This is a genomic window from Desulfurivibrio modestus (assembly GCF_044068625.1).
In the GTDB taxonomy this organism is placed as follows: domain Bacteria; phylum Desulfobacterota; class Desulfobulbia; order Desulfobulbales; family Desulfurivibrionaceae; genus Desulfurivibrio.
Genome location: NZ_JBIPKH010000009.1, coordinates 42,982 through 60,135 on the forward strand (window position 1 = coordinate 42,982; position 17,154 = coordinate 60,135).

The following is a 17,154-nucleotide window of genomic DNA, read 5'->3' on the forward strand; positions in this document are numbered from 1 at the left end:
CCGGGGGGGTGTCGGCGGATTTAAAATCTGCTTTCATCGCGGGTTCGTTCCAGGAAATTACCGATCAGGCTGCTTAACCGTTTGTTGGGAATCAAGAAGGCGTCATGGCCGCAATCGGCTTTGATTTCACAAAAACTGACGTTGAGGCCGTTTTTCTTCAGGGCCCGCACCAACTCCTTGGACTGGTAGGTGGGGTAGAGCCAGTCCGAGGTGAAGGAGACCACCAGGAAACGGGAACGGGCCGCGGCGAAGGCTTCCACCGCCGAGCCGGCTCCGCCCCGCCGTTCCAGATCAAAGTAATCGGCCGCCTTGGTTACGTAAAGAAAGGAGTTGGCGTCGAAGCGGGCCACAAACTTGCTGCCCTGATGGCGCAGGTAGCTCTCCACCTCGAAATCGATATCGAACTGGAAGGAGAAGGCATCCTTCTCCTGGAGGCGGCGACCGAACTTGCGCCGCATCGCCTCGTCGGAAAGATAGGTGACATGGCCGATCATCCGGGCCACCGCCAGACCGGTATCGGGCTTGGGGCCGCCGTAGTAGTGGCCTTTGTTCCAGTTGGGGTCGGTCATGATCGCCTGGCGGGCGATCTCGTTGAAGGCGATGGCCAGGGCCGAATGGCGCATGGTGGTGGCCAGGGCGATCACCCCGGCCACCCGGTCGGGATAGCGCAGGCTCCACTCCAGGGCCTGCATCCCCCCTAAAGAGCCGCCCACCACCGCCAGCAGCTTCTCCACCCCCAGGTGATCCAGCAGTTTGCGCTGAACCGTGACCATATCCCCCACCGTGACCACCGGAAAATCCAGGCCGTAGGGCTTGCCGCTGGCGGGGTTGGTGGCGCAGGGGCCGGTGGTGCCGCCGCAACTGCCCAGGATGCTGGCGCAGATTACAAAATAGCGGTCGGTATCGATCCCCTTGCCCGGCCCCACCATATTCTCCCACCAGCCGGGCTTGGCGTCGGCCTTGCTGTAGTAGCCGGCCACATGGCAGTCGCCGGAGAGGGCGTGGAGCACCAGTACCGCGTTGTCCTTGGCGGGGGAGAGTTGGCCATAGGTTTCATAGGCCACCGTAACCGGGCCGATTTCGGCGCCGCTCTCCAGCACCAGGGCCTGGTTGGTCCCGCCGCCGAAGGTATAAAATTTCTTCTCCACGATGCCCACGGAAACATCATCGGCATCACGGGCGCTGTATTCACTCATCGCGGGTCGTTTCCGGAAAGTCTTGCTTAGAGCAGCGGCGCCATCACTTCACATTGCTTGCAGACCACCATCTTCTCCTTCCAGTTCTTGCGGGCGTTGCACTCGCAGATGGTGCCGTTGATAAACCAGCACATCTTGCCGGCCCGAAACTCCCAGGCCGGGCAGTTACGCTTGCGGGAAGGGGGGCATTTCTTGATGGTCCAGCAGGCCTTGGGCGGCTTCTCGTGCAGTTCCCGCTGGCGGGAAACCAGAAAATACATCTGGCGCTCCACGTGGGGCGGGATGGAGCGCCAACCCTGCTCGTAGCTGTGGATCGCCTTGATGGAGGTTCCCAGCAGTTCGGCGATCTCCTTCTGGGTTTTTTGCAGTTTTTTCCTGATTTTGAAAAAATCGCTGCTCTCCATGATTCACCTCATGATCAATGGCTGGGGTTGTGGTCGGATTTATCGCTTGCCGTCCGTTTTTATTCATTGTGGGCTGCCGTCGGACCGCCGTGACATGGTGGTAGCTCGAATTTCGACCAGCGGCGGCCCTACTATACCACTTATGGGACAAGAAAGAAGCAATATTCGGTCAGCCGACCATGGGGGAAGCTATTTTTTGATCTCCAGGCGGCGGTACTGGACCGCTTCCGCCACGTGGGCGGTGGTCAGGTCGGCGCTGGCGGCCAGATCGGCGATGGTGCGGGCGATCTTCAGGATTCGGTGATAGGCCCGGGCGGAAAGGCCGAAGCGGCGCACCGCCTCCTCCAGCAGCCGGTGGGCGGCCGAATCCACCCGGCAGTGGCGCTCCAGGTCGCGGGGGTTCATCCGGCTGTTGTGGAAGGTGGTTTTGCGGCGGGGAAAACGGCGGCGCTGAATGGCGTGGGCCGCCGCCACCCGCCGGCGGATGGTGGCCGATGACTCCCCGGGGGTGTGGTCGGTCATCTCCTGGAACTTGACCGGGGTAACCTCCAGATAGAGATCGATGCGATCCAGCAGCGGCCCGGAAAGGCGGTGGCGGTAGCGCTGGATCTGGGCCGGGGTACAGTGGCACTCATGCTGCTCGTTGCCGGGGTAGTGGCCGCAGGGGCAAGGGTTGAGGGCCGCCACCAGCATGAAGTCAGCCGGGAAAATCAGGCTCTGCCGGGAGCGGGCGATGGTGACCCGGCCATCCTCCAGGGGCTGGCGCAGGCTCTCCAGCACATTCTTGCGGAACTCCGGCAACTCATCCAGAAACAGCACCCCCTTGTGGGCCAGGGAGACCTGGCCTGGCCGGGGCCATTGGCCGCCGCCGCCGATCAGGCCGGCGTCGGAGATGGTATGATGGGGAGCTTGAAAGGGGCGCCGGCGCAGGAGTCCGAAGCCCGGGGGCAGTTCCCCGGCCACGCTGTAGATCCGGGTGGTTTCCAGGGCCTCCTCGAAGGAGAGTTCGGGCATGATGGTGGGCAGTCGGCGGGCCAGCATGGTCTTGCCGGTTCCGGGAGGGCCCTGCAGCAGGATATTGTGCTGGCCGGCGGCGGCGATCTCCAGGGCCCGTTTAACATATTCCTGGCCCCGGACCTCGGCGAAATCCACCTCATAATCAGGCTGCTCCGTCCCCGGGGCGTCCGGTTCAGGCGGGGTGGGCAGTTCAGGCTCGCGCAGGCCCCGCAGAATATCCACCGCCTCCCCCAGGGAGGAGACCGCCGCCAGTTTGACCCCGGCAACCATCATCGCTTCCGCGGCGTTGGCCCGGGGGACCATCACCGTTGCCACCCCGGCCTGGCGGGCGGCCAGCACCATGGGCAGCACCCCCGGGGTGGGGCGCAGGGTGCCATCCAGGGAGAGTTCGCCGATCAGGCACCAGGGGGCGATTTGGCTTGGGGAGATCAGTTCGGCGGCGGCGAGAATTCCCACCGCGATGGGAAGATCATAGCCGGTTCCCGCCTTTTTCAGGTCGGCTGGAGCCAGGTTAATGGTGATTCGCCGGTTGGGAAACTCGTAGCCGCTGTTGCGGATCGCCGCCCGGACCCGCTCCTTGCTCTCCCGGACCGCTCCTTCGGCCAGGCCGACGGTGGTGAAAACCGGCAACCCCCGGGCGATATCCACCTCCACATCCACCAGCAGCCCTTCCACCCCCACCACCGCCCCGCTTTTCACCCTGGCCAGCATCTGTTCCTCTCTTCGATTGAATATCGTCAGCGATCACCGGGCTGTCGCCGTCGGGGTTTCGCTCATTCTCGGCGGGCATCCTGCCCGCCTGCGAGGCGCCTGCGGCCTCCTGGGCGTCCATGCCCCCGGCCGCAGGCGAAACCCGCTGCAACCCCGACGGCGACAGCCCGGTGATCGCTGACCAATGGTCAGGAGAGGGTATCCAGTGCCTTGACCCCTTTCAAGAAAAAAAAGAGGGCGACGGCAAAAGCCAGTAAGGCGGCGACCACCAAACCGGCCACGGGCAGCAGCAGATCGCCGCCGTTCAGCACTCCGTGGTGCAGCCAGCGCCGGACCACTCGCCAGGCCGGCCAGGCCGCCCCGAAGATCAGTGTCACCTCAAAGGTTAGGGCGGTGAGCAGGAAAAGCACCGCTCCCCAGCCCCCCAGGGTGGCGGCCCGGTTTTCCGCCTTGAAATCGGCATAGATCGCCCCGAAACCCACCGCCATGGCCAGCACCGCCCAGGTCAGGGGCAGGATCAGGGCCACCGAGATCCACCAGATCGGTCCGGCCACCCCCAGCAGATGGTTGGAGAGCAGAATCAAGAGCAGGGCCAGCAGGGTGAAGGGGGCCAGGTAGAAGAGAAATTTGCGCAGCAGGTAGTTCCGCATGCTTAAAGGGGAGCTTTGCAGCAGGACGATCGCCCCGCCCTCGGCGCTGATCGAAGGGTAGACGAAGCGGGCCGCCAGGGAGGCGCAGACAAACCCGGTGAGGCCGATATTGAGAAAGGCGATCAGGTTGGCCAGGTACTCCTCTCGAATAAAGGCCCGATCCAGGGGCAGAATCTTGAAGTTGTAGAGATAGACGATGATCAGGGCCCCCACCATGAAGAGCTGGGCCCATTCGGTGGAGTCGCGTAGAAAGGTTTTGGCCTCCTTGTGGAACAGGGAGTACCAGGGGCGGGGGCGATAGTCGGCGGCGGTCGCTCCGAAACGGCTGCCGCCGCCGAAGGACTCATAGGCCTTGCTGTAGCCCCGGAAAAACCAGCGGCTCATGGCCCCCTCCCCGAGAATAAACAGGGCGATGGGGGTGACGACCAGCAGGGCCAGCAGCAGCAGGTCCAGCTCCCGGTCCAGCAGGTAGAGCGAAAGCAGGTTGGCGGCCCAGGCCGCCGGGATGTAGGGGGCCGCCGGGGTGGCAACGGCGGAGAGGTACTCGACGAAGTGGCCGTAGTTGTCCGGGTTGACCAGCTCCTCGGGGCGCAGCAGCCGGAACATCAGGTAGATCAGGACCCCGAAGCAGATCGAAAGGTAGAGGATGATATCCTTGGTCCGGCGGGCCGGGAAGAGGTTGACCAGAATAATGGTGGCCAGCAGGCCGGTGCCGGTGGCGGCCAGGATCACCCCCAGCAGGCTCACCGGCAGCAGCGGCCAGTACCAGGGGCCGGCCCCGAAGACCCGGCCGTAGGCCAGCAGCACCGGCAGCATGAAGAGAAAGAGCATCCAGCCGGTGTAAAGGGAGGTGGAGAGGTAGCGCAGGGCGAAGAGGCGGGCGGGATGCTGGGGGGCGGCAAAGAGGATCTCGTTGTCCTTGGAGAGAAAAATGGTGGAGACCGCCGCCACCATGCAGGAGAAGATCACCATGGCGAAGAGGATGATCCAGGTCATCTCAAAAATCTTGAGGCTGAGGATGATCCCCAGCTCGCTCTGCTCCTGAAAATAGCCCACCACCCTTAGCGAGATCAGGTGGATGACCACCGCCACCCCCAGGCTGAAAAGGATGATCCCCAGGCCGCGCGGGCTTACGCGGCCGCCGGGCAGGAAGCGGTTGCGGGTGGCCAGGAGCAAGGGGGTGAGCAGGTGGCGCATGATGATCGGCAGAGTCCTGGTTTAGGTATCGGGCGGCAGCCAGGCCCCTTTTAGTGGAGCAGCAGGATCAGCTCGCCCGAGGGCATAAGAGCGCAGCGGCAGCGGTCGCCGCCGATGGCGAGATCCTCGGCTTGCCCTCCCTGCTGGACCTGCTGGAGCAGGTTGGTGAGCGCCTGGTCAGCGTGGGGCCACAGTTGCCGGGGGGTGCGGCCGATCAGCTGGTCCGGAGCCAGGTTAAACTGATCGGCGGCGGCCCGGTTGGCGGCGATCACCGTGAAATTGTCGGGGCCGCTCTTCTCCAGCAACAGGGCCCCGCCGGGCATTTCGTTAAACAGGGCCTGCCAGCGTTGATTGCCGGCGGCGATGGTACGGGCGGCGATAATTTTGGCGCTCTGGTCCTGGATCATCACCACGATCACCCTTTGCTTGCCCACTTCCAGGGGCAGGCATTTCAGGGTGACGAAATAGCCGTTGAGGTTCAAGGGTGGATCGTTGTCGATCCGGTGGGGCTCTTTATCCGCGCTCCGGTCGAGCAGCTGCAGGCCATGGCGGACGGCGGCCCGGTCGCTTTCGGCAAAGAGGGCGGTGAAATCCCGGGTCAGCAGCAGCTCCTCCGCCACCCCGGCCAGCAGGATGGCGGCTCGGTTGGCGTAGATTATCCGGTGTTCCCGATCCAGGCCCAGCACCCCCTCGTCCAGATCCTCGACAATGTCGGCGTAATAGTTGCGCGAGTTGAGCAGCTCGCTGGTGATTTCCCCGCTGTGATCCTGGTTAAGCCCCAGGGTGAGGTCCACCTCGTAGAGGCTGTCGCTCTTGCGCTGGCCGGCCCGCTCCAGAATCTCCCGCAGGCGCTCCTTGATGGCGGATGTTTTACCCTTGGCGATGCAGGCATCGGCCTCGCAGACGCCGGAATCCTCCCCGGCCTCCTCGGCGGCGATGATGATGGTGAAGCATTGCCGGAGGCGGGGGAGGTCGCGGATGATTCGACAGAGTTTGTCGCCGCCGATATTGGGGGTCAGCAGGTCGGTGATCACCACGTCCGGGGTGAACTGATCCAGCAGGTGCAGGGCCGAGAGGCCGTCGGCGGCGGTGCTGGTTTCATACCCCAACTCATCCAGAAAGGAGGTCAGGGCCAGCAAGTTCATCGGATTGTTGTCCACCAGCAGAATTTTCATGGCCACGCGCCCCCGTTGTCGATTGTCGCATTATGGACCACCGGGGCGGGCTTGTCAATCGGCGGGGGCGGAGCGCAGGGCCTCGATCACCGCCTGGAGTTCATGGGAGCCGGTCAACTCCAGGAAAATATCCTCCAGATCACCGTCCCGGCCGCCGGCCCGGGCCCGCAGTTCGGCCATGTCCCCCAGGGCGTGGAGCCGGCCGCCGACGATGATCCCGATCCGGTGGCAGAGCTCTTCCGCCACCTCCAGGGAGTGGGTGGAGAGAAAGATGGTCCGGCCCGCCGCCGCGTGCTGTTTGAACAGCTCCTTGACCAGCCGGGCGCTTTTGGGGTCCAGGCCCACCATGGGTTCATCGACCACGATCAGGGGCGGGGTCAGCATGAAGGCGGCGGTGATGATCAGCTTTTGCCGCATGCCGTGGGAGTAGCTTTCGATCAGGTGGTCCTGCCAGTCGTTCAGATCGAAAAGACCCAGCAGGCGGGGTACGGTGCCCAGAAAGTCGGCGGCGGGCAGGTGGTAGAGACCGGCCATGAACTGCAGGAACTCCTGGCCGGTCAGTTTCTCGTAGAGAAAGGGGCGATCGGGGATATAGCCGGTATCCTGCTTGCAAAGGGTGGGGAAAACGGCCAGATCGTGGCCGTTGATGATGATCGAACCGCTGTCGGGCTTGAGCAGGCCGGCCAGCATCCGGATGGTGGTGGTCTTGCCGGCTCCGTTGGGACCTAAAAAGCCGAAAATCTCCCCCCGGCCCACGGTGAGGGAGAGATCGGCCACCGCCTGGTGGTCGCCGAACCGTTTGTTGAGGCCGGCAACCTGGAGAATGGGGGCGGGTTGCGGTCGCGAGTGCTGGTCGTTCATGGCGGTCGGCCTAGCCCTGGTGGTACATGGAACGGCCGCAATCGCTGAGATCGTAGCCCCCCAGTTGCTCCACCGTGGTCCTGAACTCCTGGTTTTCCCGGAGCATGGCCAGCAGGGCGGCCACCTTGCGGTCGGCGGCAAAAGCGGTGGGGACGATCAGATCGTAGCGCTCCCTGGCCACCGGCACAAAATCGAGATCCAGGGCCCGGGCCGCCGCCAGAATCCCCAGGCCGGTATCGGCGTTGCCGCCGGCCACTGCCGAGGCCACGGTCATATGGGTGTACTCCTCCCGCTGGTAACCTTTTACCTCTTCGGGACCGATGCCCAGCTTTTTCAGGTTGAGATCGGTGAGAATCCGGGTGCCGGCCCCCCGCTGGCGGTTGATAAAGGTGATATCGTCGCGCCGCAGATCGGCAAAACCGGCGATCCCCTTGGGGTTGCCCTTGGCCACCAGCAGGCCCTGTTGGCGCCAGGCCAGATTGATCAGGGTCAGGGGAAGATCGGGCAGTATCTTGCGGATGAATGGCACGTTGTATTCCCCGCTGGCCTCGTCGATCAGGTGGGTGCCGGCCAGGTGGGCCTCGCCCCGCTTGATCGCCATGATCCCCCCCATGCTGCCCACGTGGGAGGAGGAGAGCCGGACCAGGGGGCGGTGGCGGTGAAGCAGGTTGGCCAGCACATCGAGAATGTTGTCGTGGCTGCCGATGAACACCAGGGTGTTGTCGATCTCGGCCAGCGAGCGCAACAGTTCAATCCGCACCAGTTCTCCCGCCCCGATCCCTTCGCTGCCGGCCGGCACCGTCAGAATGCCGTCGGCCTGGACCAGGGTCATCACCGCCCCGGCGCCATGGCCGGTGGGAGTGGCGATCAGTTTGTCGCCCACCTGCCCCAGCTTGACCCGGACAAAATCGATGGTACCCAGTTTGGAGGACAGGGGGCGGGAGATGGTGGCCCGGACCACCGGCTCCGGCTCCCGATCCCGCCCCAGCCTTCGCTCCACCAGCTCCTTGCCGAAAAGTCGCAGGGTCAGCACCGCCGACACCGGGTAACCGGGCAGGCCGATCACCGGCTTGCCATTGACGATGGCCAGAATCACCGGCTTGCCGGGTTTGATGTTGACCCCATGCACAATGACCTGACCCAGTTCGGCCAGGACCTGGGCGGTATAATCGCGGCTGCCGGCCGAGGCCCCGGCGTTGATCACCACGATATCGCAGCCATCCTGTTGGGTGGCGGCGGCGATGGCTCGGCGCAGCAGTTCGGGCTCGTCGGCCACGATGGCATGCCGGCGGGCATAGGCCCCCCATTCGGTGAGATAGCCGGCCAGGATCCGGCTGTTGAATTCGATGATATTGCCTGGCTTCAACGCCTGGCCGGGCTGGACAATCTCGCTGCCGGTGGGGATGATCGTCACCGCCGGCGGCACCAGGACCTCCACCTGGACGACCCCGGTGGCCAGCAGCGCGCCCAGGTCGATGGGCCGGATCACATGGTTTTCCGGGAGCAGCAGCTCGCTGATCACAATATCCTCCCCGATGGTCCGGACATGCTGCCAGGGCGGGACCGAGGCGATAATTTCCACCATGCCGTCGGGCAGGTAGTGGAGATCCTCGATCATGATCACCGCGTTGGTGCCGGCAGGCAGGGCGTTGCCGGTGTTGACCGCCACGAATTGCTCGGGGGACAAGTGTTTGGGCCGGGCCTCGCTGGCCCCGATGGTGGCCCGGAAATCGACGGCGATTCCGTCCATGGCCGCGCTGTTGTAGAAGGGGGCCGAGCGGGGGGCGTAAACCGCCCGGGCGGTGATCCGGCCCAGGGCCTCATCCACCTTGATCGACTCACTTTGGGGGGCGAGACAGCCGTTCTGGTCCAGGGCCTGGTGCCAGCGGGCCATGGCCTCTTCCAGGGGCAGATTGTCCACATAGATGTTACGTCGCATGGCGAGTATTCCTTACGGTTCAGTCAAATCGGTAGATATCCACGGAACTGCCGGCGCCAAGGCCCTGGAGATGGGCGGCGATCATGATCCAGGCCTCGGCCCGCACCAGGGTGGAGAGGGCGCTGGATTTGCCCAGGACCGGCCTGGCCAGCAGCTCTCCATTGGCCTCGCCGGGGTCGGCTTCCCCTTCTCGGGGGTCGGAAGAACGGCTCAGGGCCACCGGGACCAGGTCGGTGCGGCCGGCGGCGGAGTTGAGGTTGCGCTGGAGAATGGCCCGGCCCACCGGGCGGGGCTGCCAGGCGGGCCGGCCGGCTCCGGCCAGCAGTTCCAGGGTGGGGCGGACAAAGAGGGCGTAGGCCGCCGCCGCCGAGACGGGATGGCCCGGCAGGCCGAAAACCGGAATGGTTCCATGCCGGGCGATGATCACCGGTTTGCCCGGCTTGATCGTCACCCCATGGACCATGATCCCGGGAGCGGTAATTTTGTTGAGTACCCGTTCCCCCAGGTCGCCCACCCCCACCGAGGAGCCACCGGAGAAGATCACCAGCCGGCAGGAGGCCAGGGCCTCTTCCAGCAGTTGCCGGAACTCCTCCTCCCGGTCACCGACAATGCCCAGGGGGCGAGGGATGGCTCCCTGGGCCGCAACCAGGCCGGCGATGGTGGCCGTGTTGATATCCCGGATCTTGCCCGGTGGTGGGGTTTGCTCCGGAGTCACGATCTCGTCGCCGGTGGAGATGATCCCCACCACCGGCCGCTGGTACACGGGAATCCGGGCAAATCCCAGGCCGGCCAGCAGGCCGAGATCACAGGGACGCAGGCGGCTGCCGGCTTTGAAGAGGATTTCGTCTCGCTGAACATCGTCGCCCGGGGCGATGATGTTGCCCCCCGGTGCCACCGGCTTGACCACCTCCAGCAGGCCGTCGCCGCCGCTGATGGTATGTTCCAGCATCACCACCGCGTCGCAACCCTGGGGGAGCAGGCCGCCGGTGGAGATGCGGAAACACTCGCCAACCCCGGGGGCGCCCACCGGCAGCTGTCCCATCCGGACCTCGCCGCTGATCTGGAGATAGGTGGGCAATTGGGCCGAGGCCCCGAAGGTGTCGGCGGCCCGGACCGCGTAGCCGTCCATCACCGATCGGGGATGGTTGGGCAACTGCTCGGGGGCGGCCAGATCGGCGGCCAGGTAGCGACCCAGGGCCTGGTCGAGTTGGACCTCTTCCCCGGCCGGCGGCGGCTGCCCGCTCAAGGAGTTTTGGAGAATGGCAATGGTGTCGGCCAGGGAAGTGGCGTCCCGCCGCCCCAGCATATCGCGGATCTTGGGGGAGATCATGGGGTCGGGGTCGCGGGGGCGGCGGGTCTCAGCCATCGCTAGCCTCCGGCGGGGCCGGCTCCACGTCCTCCAGGATCAGGCCCAGGGGGTGGGTGTAGATGTTGAGCCGCCGGCCCCGGGCAAAACCGATCATGGTCACCCCATGCTCCTCGGCGTGGGCGATGGACATGCAGGTCGGGGCGGTGCGGGTGATCAAAACCGGAATCCGGTTGCGGATCACCTTGGTCATGATCTCGCCGGAGATCCGGCCGCTGGAGAGCAGCAGCTTGTCTTCCAGGGGAATGCCGGCCAGAAAGGCCTTGCCGATCAGTTTGTCCACCGCGTTGTGGCGGCCGATATCCTCGGCAAAGAGCAGAATCGAGTCGCCGTCGGCCAGGGCGGCGCTGTGGACCCCGCCGGTTTTCATGTAGAGCACCGAGCTGCGGCTGAACTCGCGGAGCAGATCGTGGATCCGGGCGCTGCTCAACCGCAGGGGGGGGCGACGAACGGCCAGGGAGGTCAGGGTGGCGGAGTTGCTGAAGGTGACTCCCTGGCCGCAGCCGGAGGTGATGGTCTTGCGGTGGAAAAGGGTGTTCCAGTCGGCGGGAAGGTCCTTGAGGGCCACCTTGACGGCGGCCCGGGCCTCATCAACCTCCACCCCCAGTAAGGCGTCCCGCTCGCTGAGCATCCCCTCGGAGAGCAGGAAGCCCACGGCCATGGCGTCCAGCTCCGCGGGGCTGCAGAGCAGCGAGACCAGGACCTGATCGTTAACCAGCAGGGTAAAGGCGATTTCGGTGGCGATGGTGTCCAGCACCTCCCGTTCCAGGCCATCGCTGATCCTGAGGATCGGGGTCTGATATGATGTCTCCATAAAGCTATAGAAGATCCACCGTCGGATGAGCCTGGAAAGGCGTTAAGGCGGCGACGGCTCCGCCGCTGCCTAGAAGCAGCCCAGCTGACACTGGGTGATCCGGATATTCAGCTTGTCCACCAGGGCCCCGATCTCCCGGGGGGAGAGCCCCAGTTCACTGGCAATCGCCCTGGCGGCAGAGCATGATATCCGGTTTTCCTGGGATTTCACCCTGATTTTTTCCTCCAGCCGCCGATCAGCGTCGGCGGGCAGGGTAATCATGCTGTTATGGGCGCATTTTTTGCTACAGGCGGCACGTTTCATGGCAATAGTCCTTTTAACGGGGCAGATAACCCTGGTTTACGGCCAGCAGATCCAGAAAGAGGGTATTGGCATATTCCAGCAGATGCCGGTCGGCCAGGCGGGGCACATCCTCGCGCTGGTCAAAGGTTTTGAGATACCCCCGGCACTTGTCGCAGCAGTAGATTTTGTATCCCGGGGAGTGTTCCGGAATCAGGTAGCTTAAGAGATCGAAGTCCCTGTTGTCGCAGAAACTGCACCCCATCCGCTTGAAAGGCCAGCTCAGGTCGCAGTGGATGCAGAGCAGGTAGCGCCGGCCATGCTCGCGATCATTGAGCAGGGCAAAGTCCGCTTCCCGGCCGCAGATGGGGCAGCGGCTCCGTTCGTTGGTCACCAGCCCCTGGAGCGCCCCCCGGTAATGCTGGACTGCCCAACGCCGCCGGGGGGTTGCCGCCCAATGGGCCAGTTGCACCAGAGCATCACCATCCAGCTGGTGGGTCTCGGCCCATTGCAGCAGCCTCTCCTCCAGATCAGCCATCGACTCCCGCCAGAACTCCGGGGCAAACTCCCCCCGGGCCAGGGCCGCCTTCAAAGCCAGGGCCAGGGGGTCGGTGGGGGCGTTGGCGGCCAGCACCTGGGAGATTATCAGGAAGTTGGCGGCCAGATCCTCGGGCTCGTGGGGAACAAAGCCCTGTTCCTCCAGGGAGGGACTCGCCGGCCGCAACCGGAGAATCGCTTCTCCGGCCGCGGGGTTGCCGGGAAAGGGCAGGGCCTGCAGGTCTTGCAGCCGCCGGCTCACCAGTTCATCCAGTTGTTGGTAGTAGGAGAGCAGGGCCGGCGGTGTTTCCGGTATTACGTTGTTTGCCGGCAAGTTCAGGTACTCCTTTTTTCTTTAGGGGCGGCCTTGTAAACCTCCTGGTACCACTGGCCGTGGTTCTCCTGCATATACTTCTCCGACACGTCACCGTTGATCATGGCCCGGATCGCCTCGTTGGAGACGGGGTTGAGCAGGGCCAGGTAGATGTGGCCGATGGCCGAGGCACTGCCGATGGCCATGAACAGGGCGTGCAGGGGATACATGATCGGCGGCGGCGAGGAACTCAGCCACATGAAGAGGCCGGTGGTGATCATCACCAGCCCGGAGATGATCTGGATCAGGGAGTTGATCTTCTCCCCCCCGTTATAGAAGCCCTGGGGCGGAATCTTCTTCTTGACCCCCACAAACTTGGCGGGGAAGGTTTTCAAAAAGGCGGTATCGGCCTCGGTAAAGGTGAAAACCTCGCCCAGCCAGGCGGTTACCTCCCGGGGGCGCATCAGGATCGGGATAATCACCGCCGTGATCAGGAATACCGCCGCCACCCGGTGGACCACCATCGCCCCTTCCAGACTGCCGAAGAGGGGGATCATCCAGTCCAAGGCGCTGCCGTAGATCATGTAACCGGTGATGGCCAGGGTAATAAAGCTGAGGGCGTAGAGCCAGTGGCTGACCCGCACCACCGCGCTGAATCGTCTAACCATTCTGGGCTTACTCATCTTTATACCCTCCTTCTTCCAGTTTGGCGCTCTCTTCCAGCTTCATCGCGTTACGCCGGGAAATGATGAAAGCCAGGCCGGTGGCGGCCAAGCTGGCTCCGAGGATGGCGTTGCCGAAGGGGTGAACCGCCTGTTTCCAGATGCCCAGGGAGGCGGGCAGGCGCGGGTCCTCCGGCAGGCCATAGTTGGACGGTTTGTCCGGGAGCACATAAATGACCCCCAGGCCGCCCAGTTCGTCGCGCCCGTAGATCCGGGCGTTGGGATAGAGCTTCTTGGCCTGGGCCAGCCGCTCGTCGGCCAGGTGGGCCATGTCGTCCCAGGTGCCGTAAACGATGGCCCGGGGGACACAGGTTTTGGCGCAGGCCGGCTCCCGTCCGTTGGTGATCCGGTCGTAACAGAAGGTACACTTGCGCATCTTCTTGGCGGCTTCGTCGATTTTGGGGATGCCGAAGGGGCAGTGGACCGTGCAGTAGCCGCAGCCGATGCACTTTTCCTCGATATGGCGGATGGTGCCGTTCTCCTCCCGGACCAGAGCCCCGTTGGGACAGGCCTTCAGGCAGCCGGCATCGCCGCAGTGCATGCAGGTTTTTTTGCGGAAATGCCACTCGAAACCGCTGGCCTTCTTCTCCTCGTAGAACTCGATCATGGTCCAGCGGCCGGGGGAGAGATCGGCGTGGGACTGGTAGCTGCCGGTGGCGGGGCCGATCTCGCCCGGCAGCTGATTCCAGCGCTTGCAGGAGACCTGGCAGCCCCGGCAGGCGGTACAGCGGGTTATGTCGATCAGTCGAGCCATTCTGGTCATGATGTCACCTTCCTTACATCCACGAGGAATGCCTTGTATTCAGGAATTGAGGTGTTGGCGTCGCCCACGTGGGGGGTGAGGTTGTTGGCGATATCGCCGGTCACCAGCCCCTGGTAGCCGAAGTGCCAGGTCATTCCGATCTGGTGGACCGGCTTGCCGTTGATCTGGAAAAGCCGGGCCCGGGGAGTGACCATGGCCATGGCCCGTACCTGGCCCCGGGCGGAAAAGACCTCGATAATCTCACCGTTTTTGATTCCTCGTTCCTTGGCCAGCTCCTCGCCCATCTCGACAAAGGCCTCCGGCATCAGTTCCGCCAGCCAGGGCATGTTGCGGCTTAGAGCCCCGGAGTGCCAGTGCTCGCAGACCCGCCAGGTGGAGCAGATGATCGGGTACTGGCCCACGTCGCCCACCACCTTGCTGCCGGCGGGACCGGCATAGTGGGCGGGGTTATTCTGCCGCTTGTTGAACACGTTGTGGGTGGGGCTTTCCACCGGCTCGTAGTGCTCGGGCAGCGGCCCGTCATTGAGCCCGCCGATGGCGAACAATCGGGACTCCCGCTCGGTGAGCATGATGAAAGGTTTCTTGCCCAGGGGAGCGTCCGGGGCCATGGTGGGGACGAAGTCGGGCACATCGTAGCCGGTCCAGCGGTTGCCGTCCCACCAGAGGTATCTGCGCTCCTCGGACCAGGGCTTGCCGTCGGGGTCGGCGGAGCAGCGGTTGTAGATGATCCGGCGGTTGGCCGGCCAGGCAAAACCCCAACCGGGGTGGGCCCCCCAGTCGCCGGGATCGTCCAGGACCCGGCTTTGGGTCCGGTTGCCCTGCTCCTCGGTGTACATCCCCGAGTAGATCCAGTTGCCGCAGTCGGTGGTGCCGTCATCCTGGAGGGCCCCGAAACCCGGGACCAGCTTGTCGGTGGTCAGGTTGCGGCCGTTGATCTCCCGCATCACCGCGTCGATGAAGGCGGTCTGGCTGGCGGCGGGATCGGGATAATTCCAGGTCAGGGCCTTGATCGGCAGATCCTTCTCCTGGTTGCTGGAGGCATAGAGAGCCTTGACCCGCTTGACCAGCCGGTCGATGATGAACGATTCCTGGCGGACATCGCCGGGGCCGTCCACCGCCTTCCAGCGATATTGGAGCAGCCGGCCGCTGTGGGTGACGGTCCCCTCCTTTTCCAGGAAGGTGGTCACCGGCAGCAGGAAGACCTCGGTGTCGATCTTGCCGGGATCGGCCCCCGGCCGCTTCCAGAAAGTACTGGTCTCGTTTTCGAAGGGGTCGAGGCAGACCAGCCATTCCAGGTTCTCCATGGCCTTGCTCTCCAGCCGGGAGTTGGGGCCTGCCACCACCGGATTCTGCCCCCAGACAAAGAGCCCCTTCAGGTCCTGGCCGGCGTGGAGCTGCTCAAAGAGCTGCATGTGGGAGTAGTTTTTGCCGGCCTGGGCCTTGGGCAGGAAGTCGTAGCGGAAGTCGTTATCCTTCTGGGCCTCATCGCCGTACCAGGCCTTGAGCAGGCTGGCGATCCACTTGGGCCGGTTGCTCCAGTAGGCGGGAGCGGCCGGGGTGGTGGCGTTGTAGGCGGTCAGGTTGGGCTGGCCGGTGGTGGGGCAGGGCATGTAGCCGGGCAGCAGGTGGAAGAGGCAGGCCATGTCGGTGGAGCCCTGGACGTTGGAATGCCCCCGCAGGGCGTTGACCCCGCCGCCGGGCAGCCCCATGTTGCCCAGCAGGGTTTGGATGATGGCCATGCAGCGTACATTCTGGGAGCCGGAGGTGAACTGGGTCTGGCCCATGGCGTAGAGAATCGAACCCGCCTTGCCGGGCTGGCCGGTGGAGGTGAACAGTTCGTAAACCTCCTCCAGTTTGTCCATGGGGGCCCCACAGGTTTGGGCCACCGCCTCCAGGTTGTAACGGGAGTAGTGACGCTTCATCAGTTGCAGGACGCAGCGGGGATGCTTAAGGGAGAGATCCTTGCGGACATTGCCCTCGGCGTCCCGCTCATACTGCCAGTTGCTGCGGTCGGTATAGGCCCGTTTGTCCTCGTCGAAGCCGTCGTAGAGGCCGGTTTCGGGATCGAAGGTGAAACCCTCCTTGATCAGGGAGGCGGCGTTGCTGTAGTGGGCGATAAACTCCTGGTGGTAACGCTCTTTTTCCAGGATATAGTTGATCATTCCGCCGTAGAAGGCGATGTTGGTGCCGCTGCGGATCGGGCAGTAGAGATCGGACCGGGCCGAAGTCCGGGTGAAACGAGGATCGACATGGATAATTTTGGCCCCCCGCTTATCGCGGGCCTGCTGCAGCCAGGAAAATGAAACGGGATGGTTTTCAGCGGCATTGCTGCCGCAGATCAGGGCGACATCGGTGTTCTTGAAGTCGACCCAGTGGTTGGTCATTGCGCCCCTGCCAAACGTGGCCCCCAGACCGGCGACCGTGGAGCTGTGTCATATCCGGGCCTGGTGTTCGATGTAGGTCACCCCCAGGCCCCGCATAAACTTGGTGATCAGGTAAAGATCTTCGTTGTTGAGAATGGAACTGCCCAGGCTGGCGATGGCCTCGGTGCGATTGACGGTGACATCCCCGGCGGTGGTCTGGAAGCTCTCGTCCCGGGTTTTCTTGACCAGGTGAGCCATCCGGTTGATCGCCCAGTCCCAGGACTTGACCTCCCATTGGGCGGCGCCGGGGGGCCGGTAGAGAACGTTGGTCACCCGCTGAGGATTGTCATGGGTTTGCTGAACGGCGGCCCCCTTGGAGCAGTTGGAACCGCGGTTGCTGGGGTTGTCGGGATCACCTTCGGTGTGGACCAGTTTGCCGTCCACCACCTGGGCGATCACCCCGCAGCCGCCGGAGCAGAAGCAGCAGACCGAAGGGTATTCCCGAGCGCGGGCGATCCTGATCTGGGTGGTTGCCGCTTGGGCTTGACTGACATCAAGGCCCAGGCCGCCGGCCACCGCCGCCGTACTCCCGACCCCCGCCAGTTTCAGCAGGTTTCTCCGTGACAATCTCATAGGTTCCGGCCTCCTTGTAAGATGTGATGATCACTCATCGGTGGAATTATGAATCGTGGTTCTCTCTCCCCAAACTCATCAGGCGCACTGGCCCGAAACCTTAAGGTTACGGCGTGCAATGATCGCGTATGGGGTGCAATAATTGCGCCACAGAGGCGGCTACCGGAGCATTGAGTCGTGTTTACATAAAGTTAACCCCGGGCTTTGGCTGGCG

General features: G+C 63.9%; 14 protein-coding genes. All 14 read right to left on the bottom strand.

The features are described from left to right. Nucleotides 1–20 precede the first annotated feature (20 nt). The 14 genes from metX to fdnG all read right to left on the bottom strand — a co-directional run bounded on the left by metX (nt 21) and on the right by fdnG (nt 16,940). Complete coding sequence (gene metX, locus ACHHRT_RS07355) at nt 21–1,196, bottom strand: homoserine O-acetyltransferase MetX (RefSeq protein ID WP_395499103.1); 1,176 nt, start codon at nt 1,194–1,196, stop codon at nt 21–23. Nucleotides 1,197–1,222: 26 nt separating this feature from the next. Further along, nucleotides 1,223–1,600, bottom strand: a complete 378-nt coding sequence (locus ACHHRT_RS07360; RefSeq protein ID WP_395499104.1) for a helix-turn-helix domain-containing protein — start codon at nt 1,598–1,600, stop codon at nt 1,223–1,225. Nucleotides 1,601–1,789: 189 nt separating this feature from the next. After that, nucleotides 1,790–3,328, bottom strand: a complete 1,539-nt coding sequence (locus ACHHRT_RS07365) for a YifB family Mg chelatase-like AAA ATPase (RefSeq protein WP_395499105.1) — start codon at nt 3,326–3,328, stop codon at nt 1,790–1,792. A gap of 188 nt (nt 3,329–3,516) precedes the next feature. Then, the gene (locus ACHHRT_RS07370) at nt 3,517–5,175 is read right to left on the bottom strand and encodes a putative ABC transporter permease subunit (RefSeq protein WP_395499106.1); all 1,659 of its coding nucleotides are present in this window, start codon (nt 5,173–5,175) and stop codon (nt 3,517–3,519) included. A 50-nt stretch (nt 5,176–5,225) separates the two neighbouring features. Next, nucleotides 5,226–6,350, bottom strand: a complete 1,125-nt coding sequence (locus tag ACHHRT_RS07375) for a response regulator (protein WP_395499107.1) — start codon at nt 6,348–6,350, stop codon at nt 5,226–5,228. A gap of 54 nt (nt 6,351–6,404) precedes the next feature. Next, the gene (locus ACHHRT_RS07380) at nt 6,405–7,211 is read right to left on the bottom strand and encodes an ABC transporter ATP-binding protein (protein WP_395499108.1); all 807 of its coding nucleotides are present in this window, start codon (nt 7,209–7,211) and stop codon (nt 6,405–6,407) included. Nucleotides 7,212–7,221: 10 nt separating this feature from the next. Further along, nucleotides 7,222–9,150, bottom strand: a complete 1,929-nt coding sequence (locus ACHHRT_RS07385) for a molybdopterin biosynthesis protein (RefSeq protein WP_395499109.1) — start codon at nt 9,148–9,150, stop codon at nt 7,222–7,224. Nucleotides 9,151–9,169: 19 nt separating this feature from the next. Further along, a complete protein-coding gene (locus ACHHRT_RS07390; RefSeq protein ID WP_395499110.1) occupies nt 9,170–10,516 on the bottom strand; it encodes a molybdopterin molybdotransferase MoeA in 1,347 nt (448 codons plus the stop codon). Continuing rightward, a complete protein-coding gene (gene fdhD, locus ACHHRT_RS07395) occupies nt 10,509–11,330 on the bottom strand; it encodes a formate dehydrogenase accessory sulfurtransferase FdhD (RefSeq protein WP_395499111.1) in 822 nt (273 codons plus the stop codon). The genes ACHHRT_RS07390 and fdhD overlap by 8 nt, the downstream gene beginning before the upstream one ends. A 69-nt stretch (nt 11,331–11,399) precedes the next feature. Continuing rightward, the gene (locus ACHHRT_RS07400) at nt 11,400–11,633 is read right to left on the bottom strand and encodes a hypothetical protein (RefSeq protein ID WP_395499112.1); all 234 of its coding nucleotides are present in this window, start codon (nt 11,631–11,633) and stop codon (nt 11,400–11,402) included. 13 nt (nt 11,634–11,646) lie between these two features. Then, complete coding sequence (locus ACHHRT_RS07405; RefSeq protein WP_395499113.1) at nt 11,647–12,480, bottom strand: formate dehydrogenase accessory protein FdhE; 834 nt, start codon at nt 12,478–12,480, stop codon at nt 11,647–11,649. 2 nt (nt 12,481–12,482) lie between these two features. Then, nucleotides 12,483–13,142, bottom strand: a complete 660-nt coding sequence (locus ACHHRT_RS07410) for a formate dehydrogenase subunit gamma (RefSeq protein ID WP_395499114.1) — start codon at nt 13,140–13,142, stop codon at nt 12,483–12,485. Next, a complete protein-coding gene (locus ACHHRT_RS07415) occupies nt 13,135–13,944 on the bottom strand; it encodes a 4Fe-4S dicluster domain-containing protein (RefSeq protein WP_395499115.1) in 810 nt (269 codons plus the stop codon). The genes ACHHRT_RS07410 and ACHHRT_RS07415 overlap by 8 nt, the downstream gene beginning before the upstream one ends. Further along, nucleotides 13,941–16,940 carry a formate dehydrogenase-N subunit alpha gene (gene fdnG, locus ACHHRT_RS07420; protein WP_395499116.1) on the bottom strand — a complete coding sequence of 1,000 codons (3,000 nt, stop codon included), beginning with the start codon at nt 16,938–16,940 and terminating at the stop codon, nt 13,941–13,943. The genes ACHHRT_RS07415 and fdnG overlap by 4 nt, the downstream gene beginning before the upstream one ends. Nucleotides 16,941–17,154 lie beyond the last annotated feature (214 nt).

What these genes read in the sequence shown, in the direction of transcription:
- metX (WP_395499103.1), bottom strand. Translation starts at nt 1,196, where the DNA reads ATGAGTGAATACAGCGCCCGTGATGCCGATGATGTTTCCGTGGGCATC.
- ACHHRT_RS07385 (WP_395499109.1), bottom strand. Translation starts at nt 9,150, where the DNA reads ATGCGACGTAACATCTATGTGGACAATCTGCCCCTGGAAGAGGCCATG.
- ACHHRT_RS07390 (WP_395499110.1), bottom strand. Translation starts at nt 10,516, where the DNA reads ATGGCTGAGACCCGCCGCCCCCGCGACCCCGACCCCATGATCTCCCCC.
- ACHHRT_RS07415 (WP_395499115.1), bottom strand. Translation starts at nt 13,944, where the DNA reads ATGACCAGAATGGCTCGACTGATCGACATAACCCGCTGTACCGCCTGC.
- ACHHRT_RS07400 (WP_395499112.1), bottom strand. Translation starts at nt 11,633, where the DNA reads ATGAAACGTGCCGCCTGTAGCAAAAAATGCGCCCATAACAGCATGATT.
- fdhD (WP_395499111.1), bottom strand. Translation starts at nt 11,330, where the DNA reads ATGGAGACATCATATCAGACCCCGATCCTCAGGATCAGCGATGGCCTG.
- ACHHRT_RS07365 (WP_395499105.1), bottom strand. Translation starts at nt 3,328, where the DNA reads ATGCTGGCCAGGGTGAAAAGCGGGGCGGTGGTGGGGGTGGAAGGGCTG.
- ACHHRT_RS07375 (WP_395499107.1), bottom strand. Translation starts at nt 6,350, where the DNA reads ATGAAAATTCTGCTGGTGGACAACAATCCGATGAACTTGCTGGCCCTG.
- ACHHRT_RS07360 (WP_395499104.1), bottom strand. Translation starts at nt 1,600, where the DNA reads ATGGAGAGCAGCGATTTTTTCAAAATCAGGAAAAAACTGCAAAAAACC.
- ACHHRT_RS07410 (WP_395499114.1), bottom strand. Translation starts at nt 13,142, where the DNA reads ATGAGTAAGCCCAGAATGGTTAGACGATTCAGCGCGGTGGTGCGGGTC.
- ACHHRT_RS07370 (WP_395499106.1), bottom strand. Translation starts at nt 5,175, where the DNA reads ATGCGCCACCTGCTCACCCCCTTGCTCCTGGCCACCCGCAACCGCTTC.
- ACHHRT_RS07380 (WP_395499108.1), bottom strand. Translation starts at nt 7,211, where the DNA reads ATGAACGACCAGCACTCGCGACCGCAACCCGCCCCCATTCTCCAGGTT.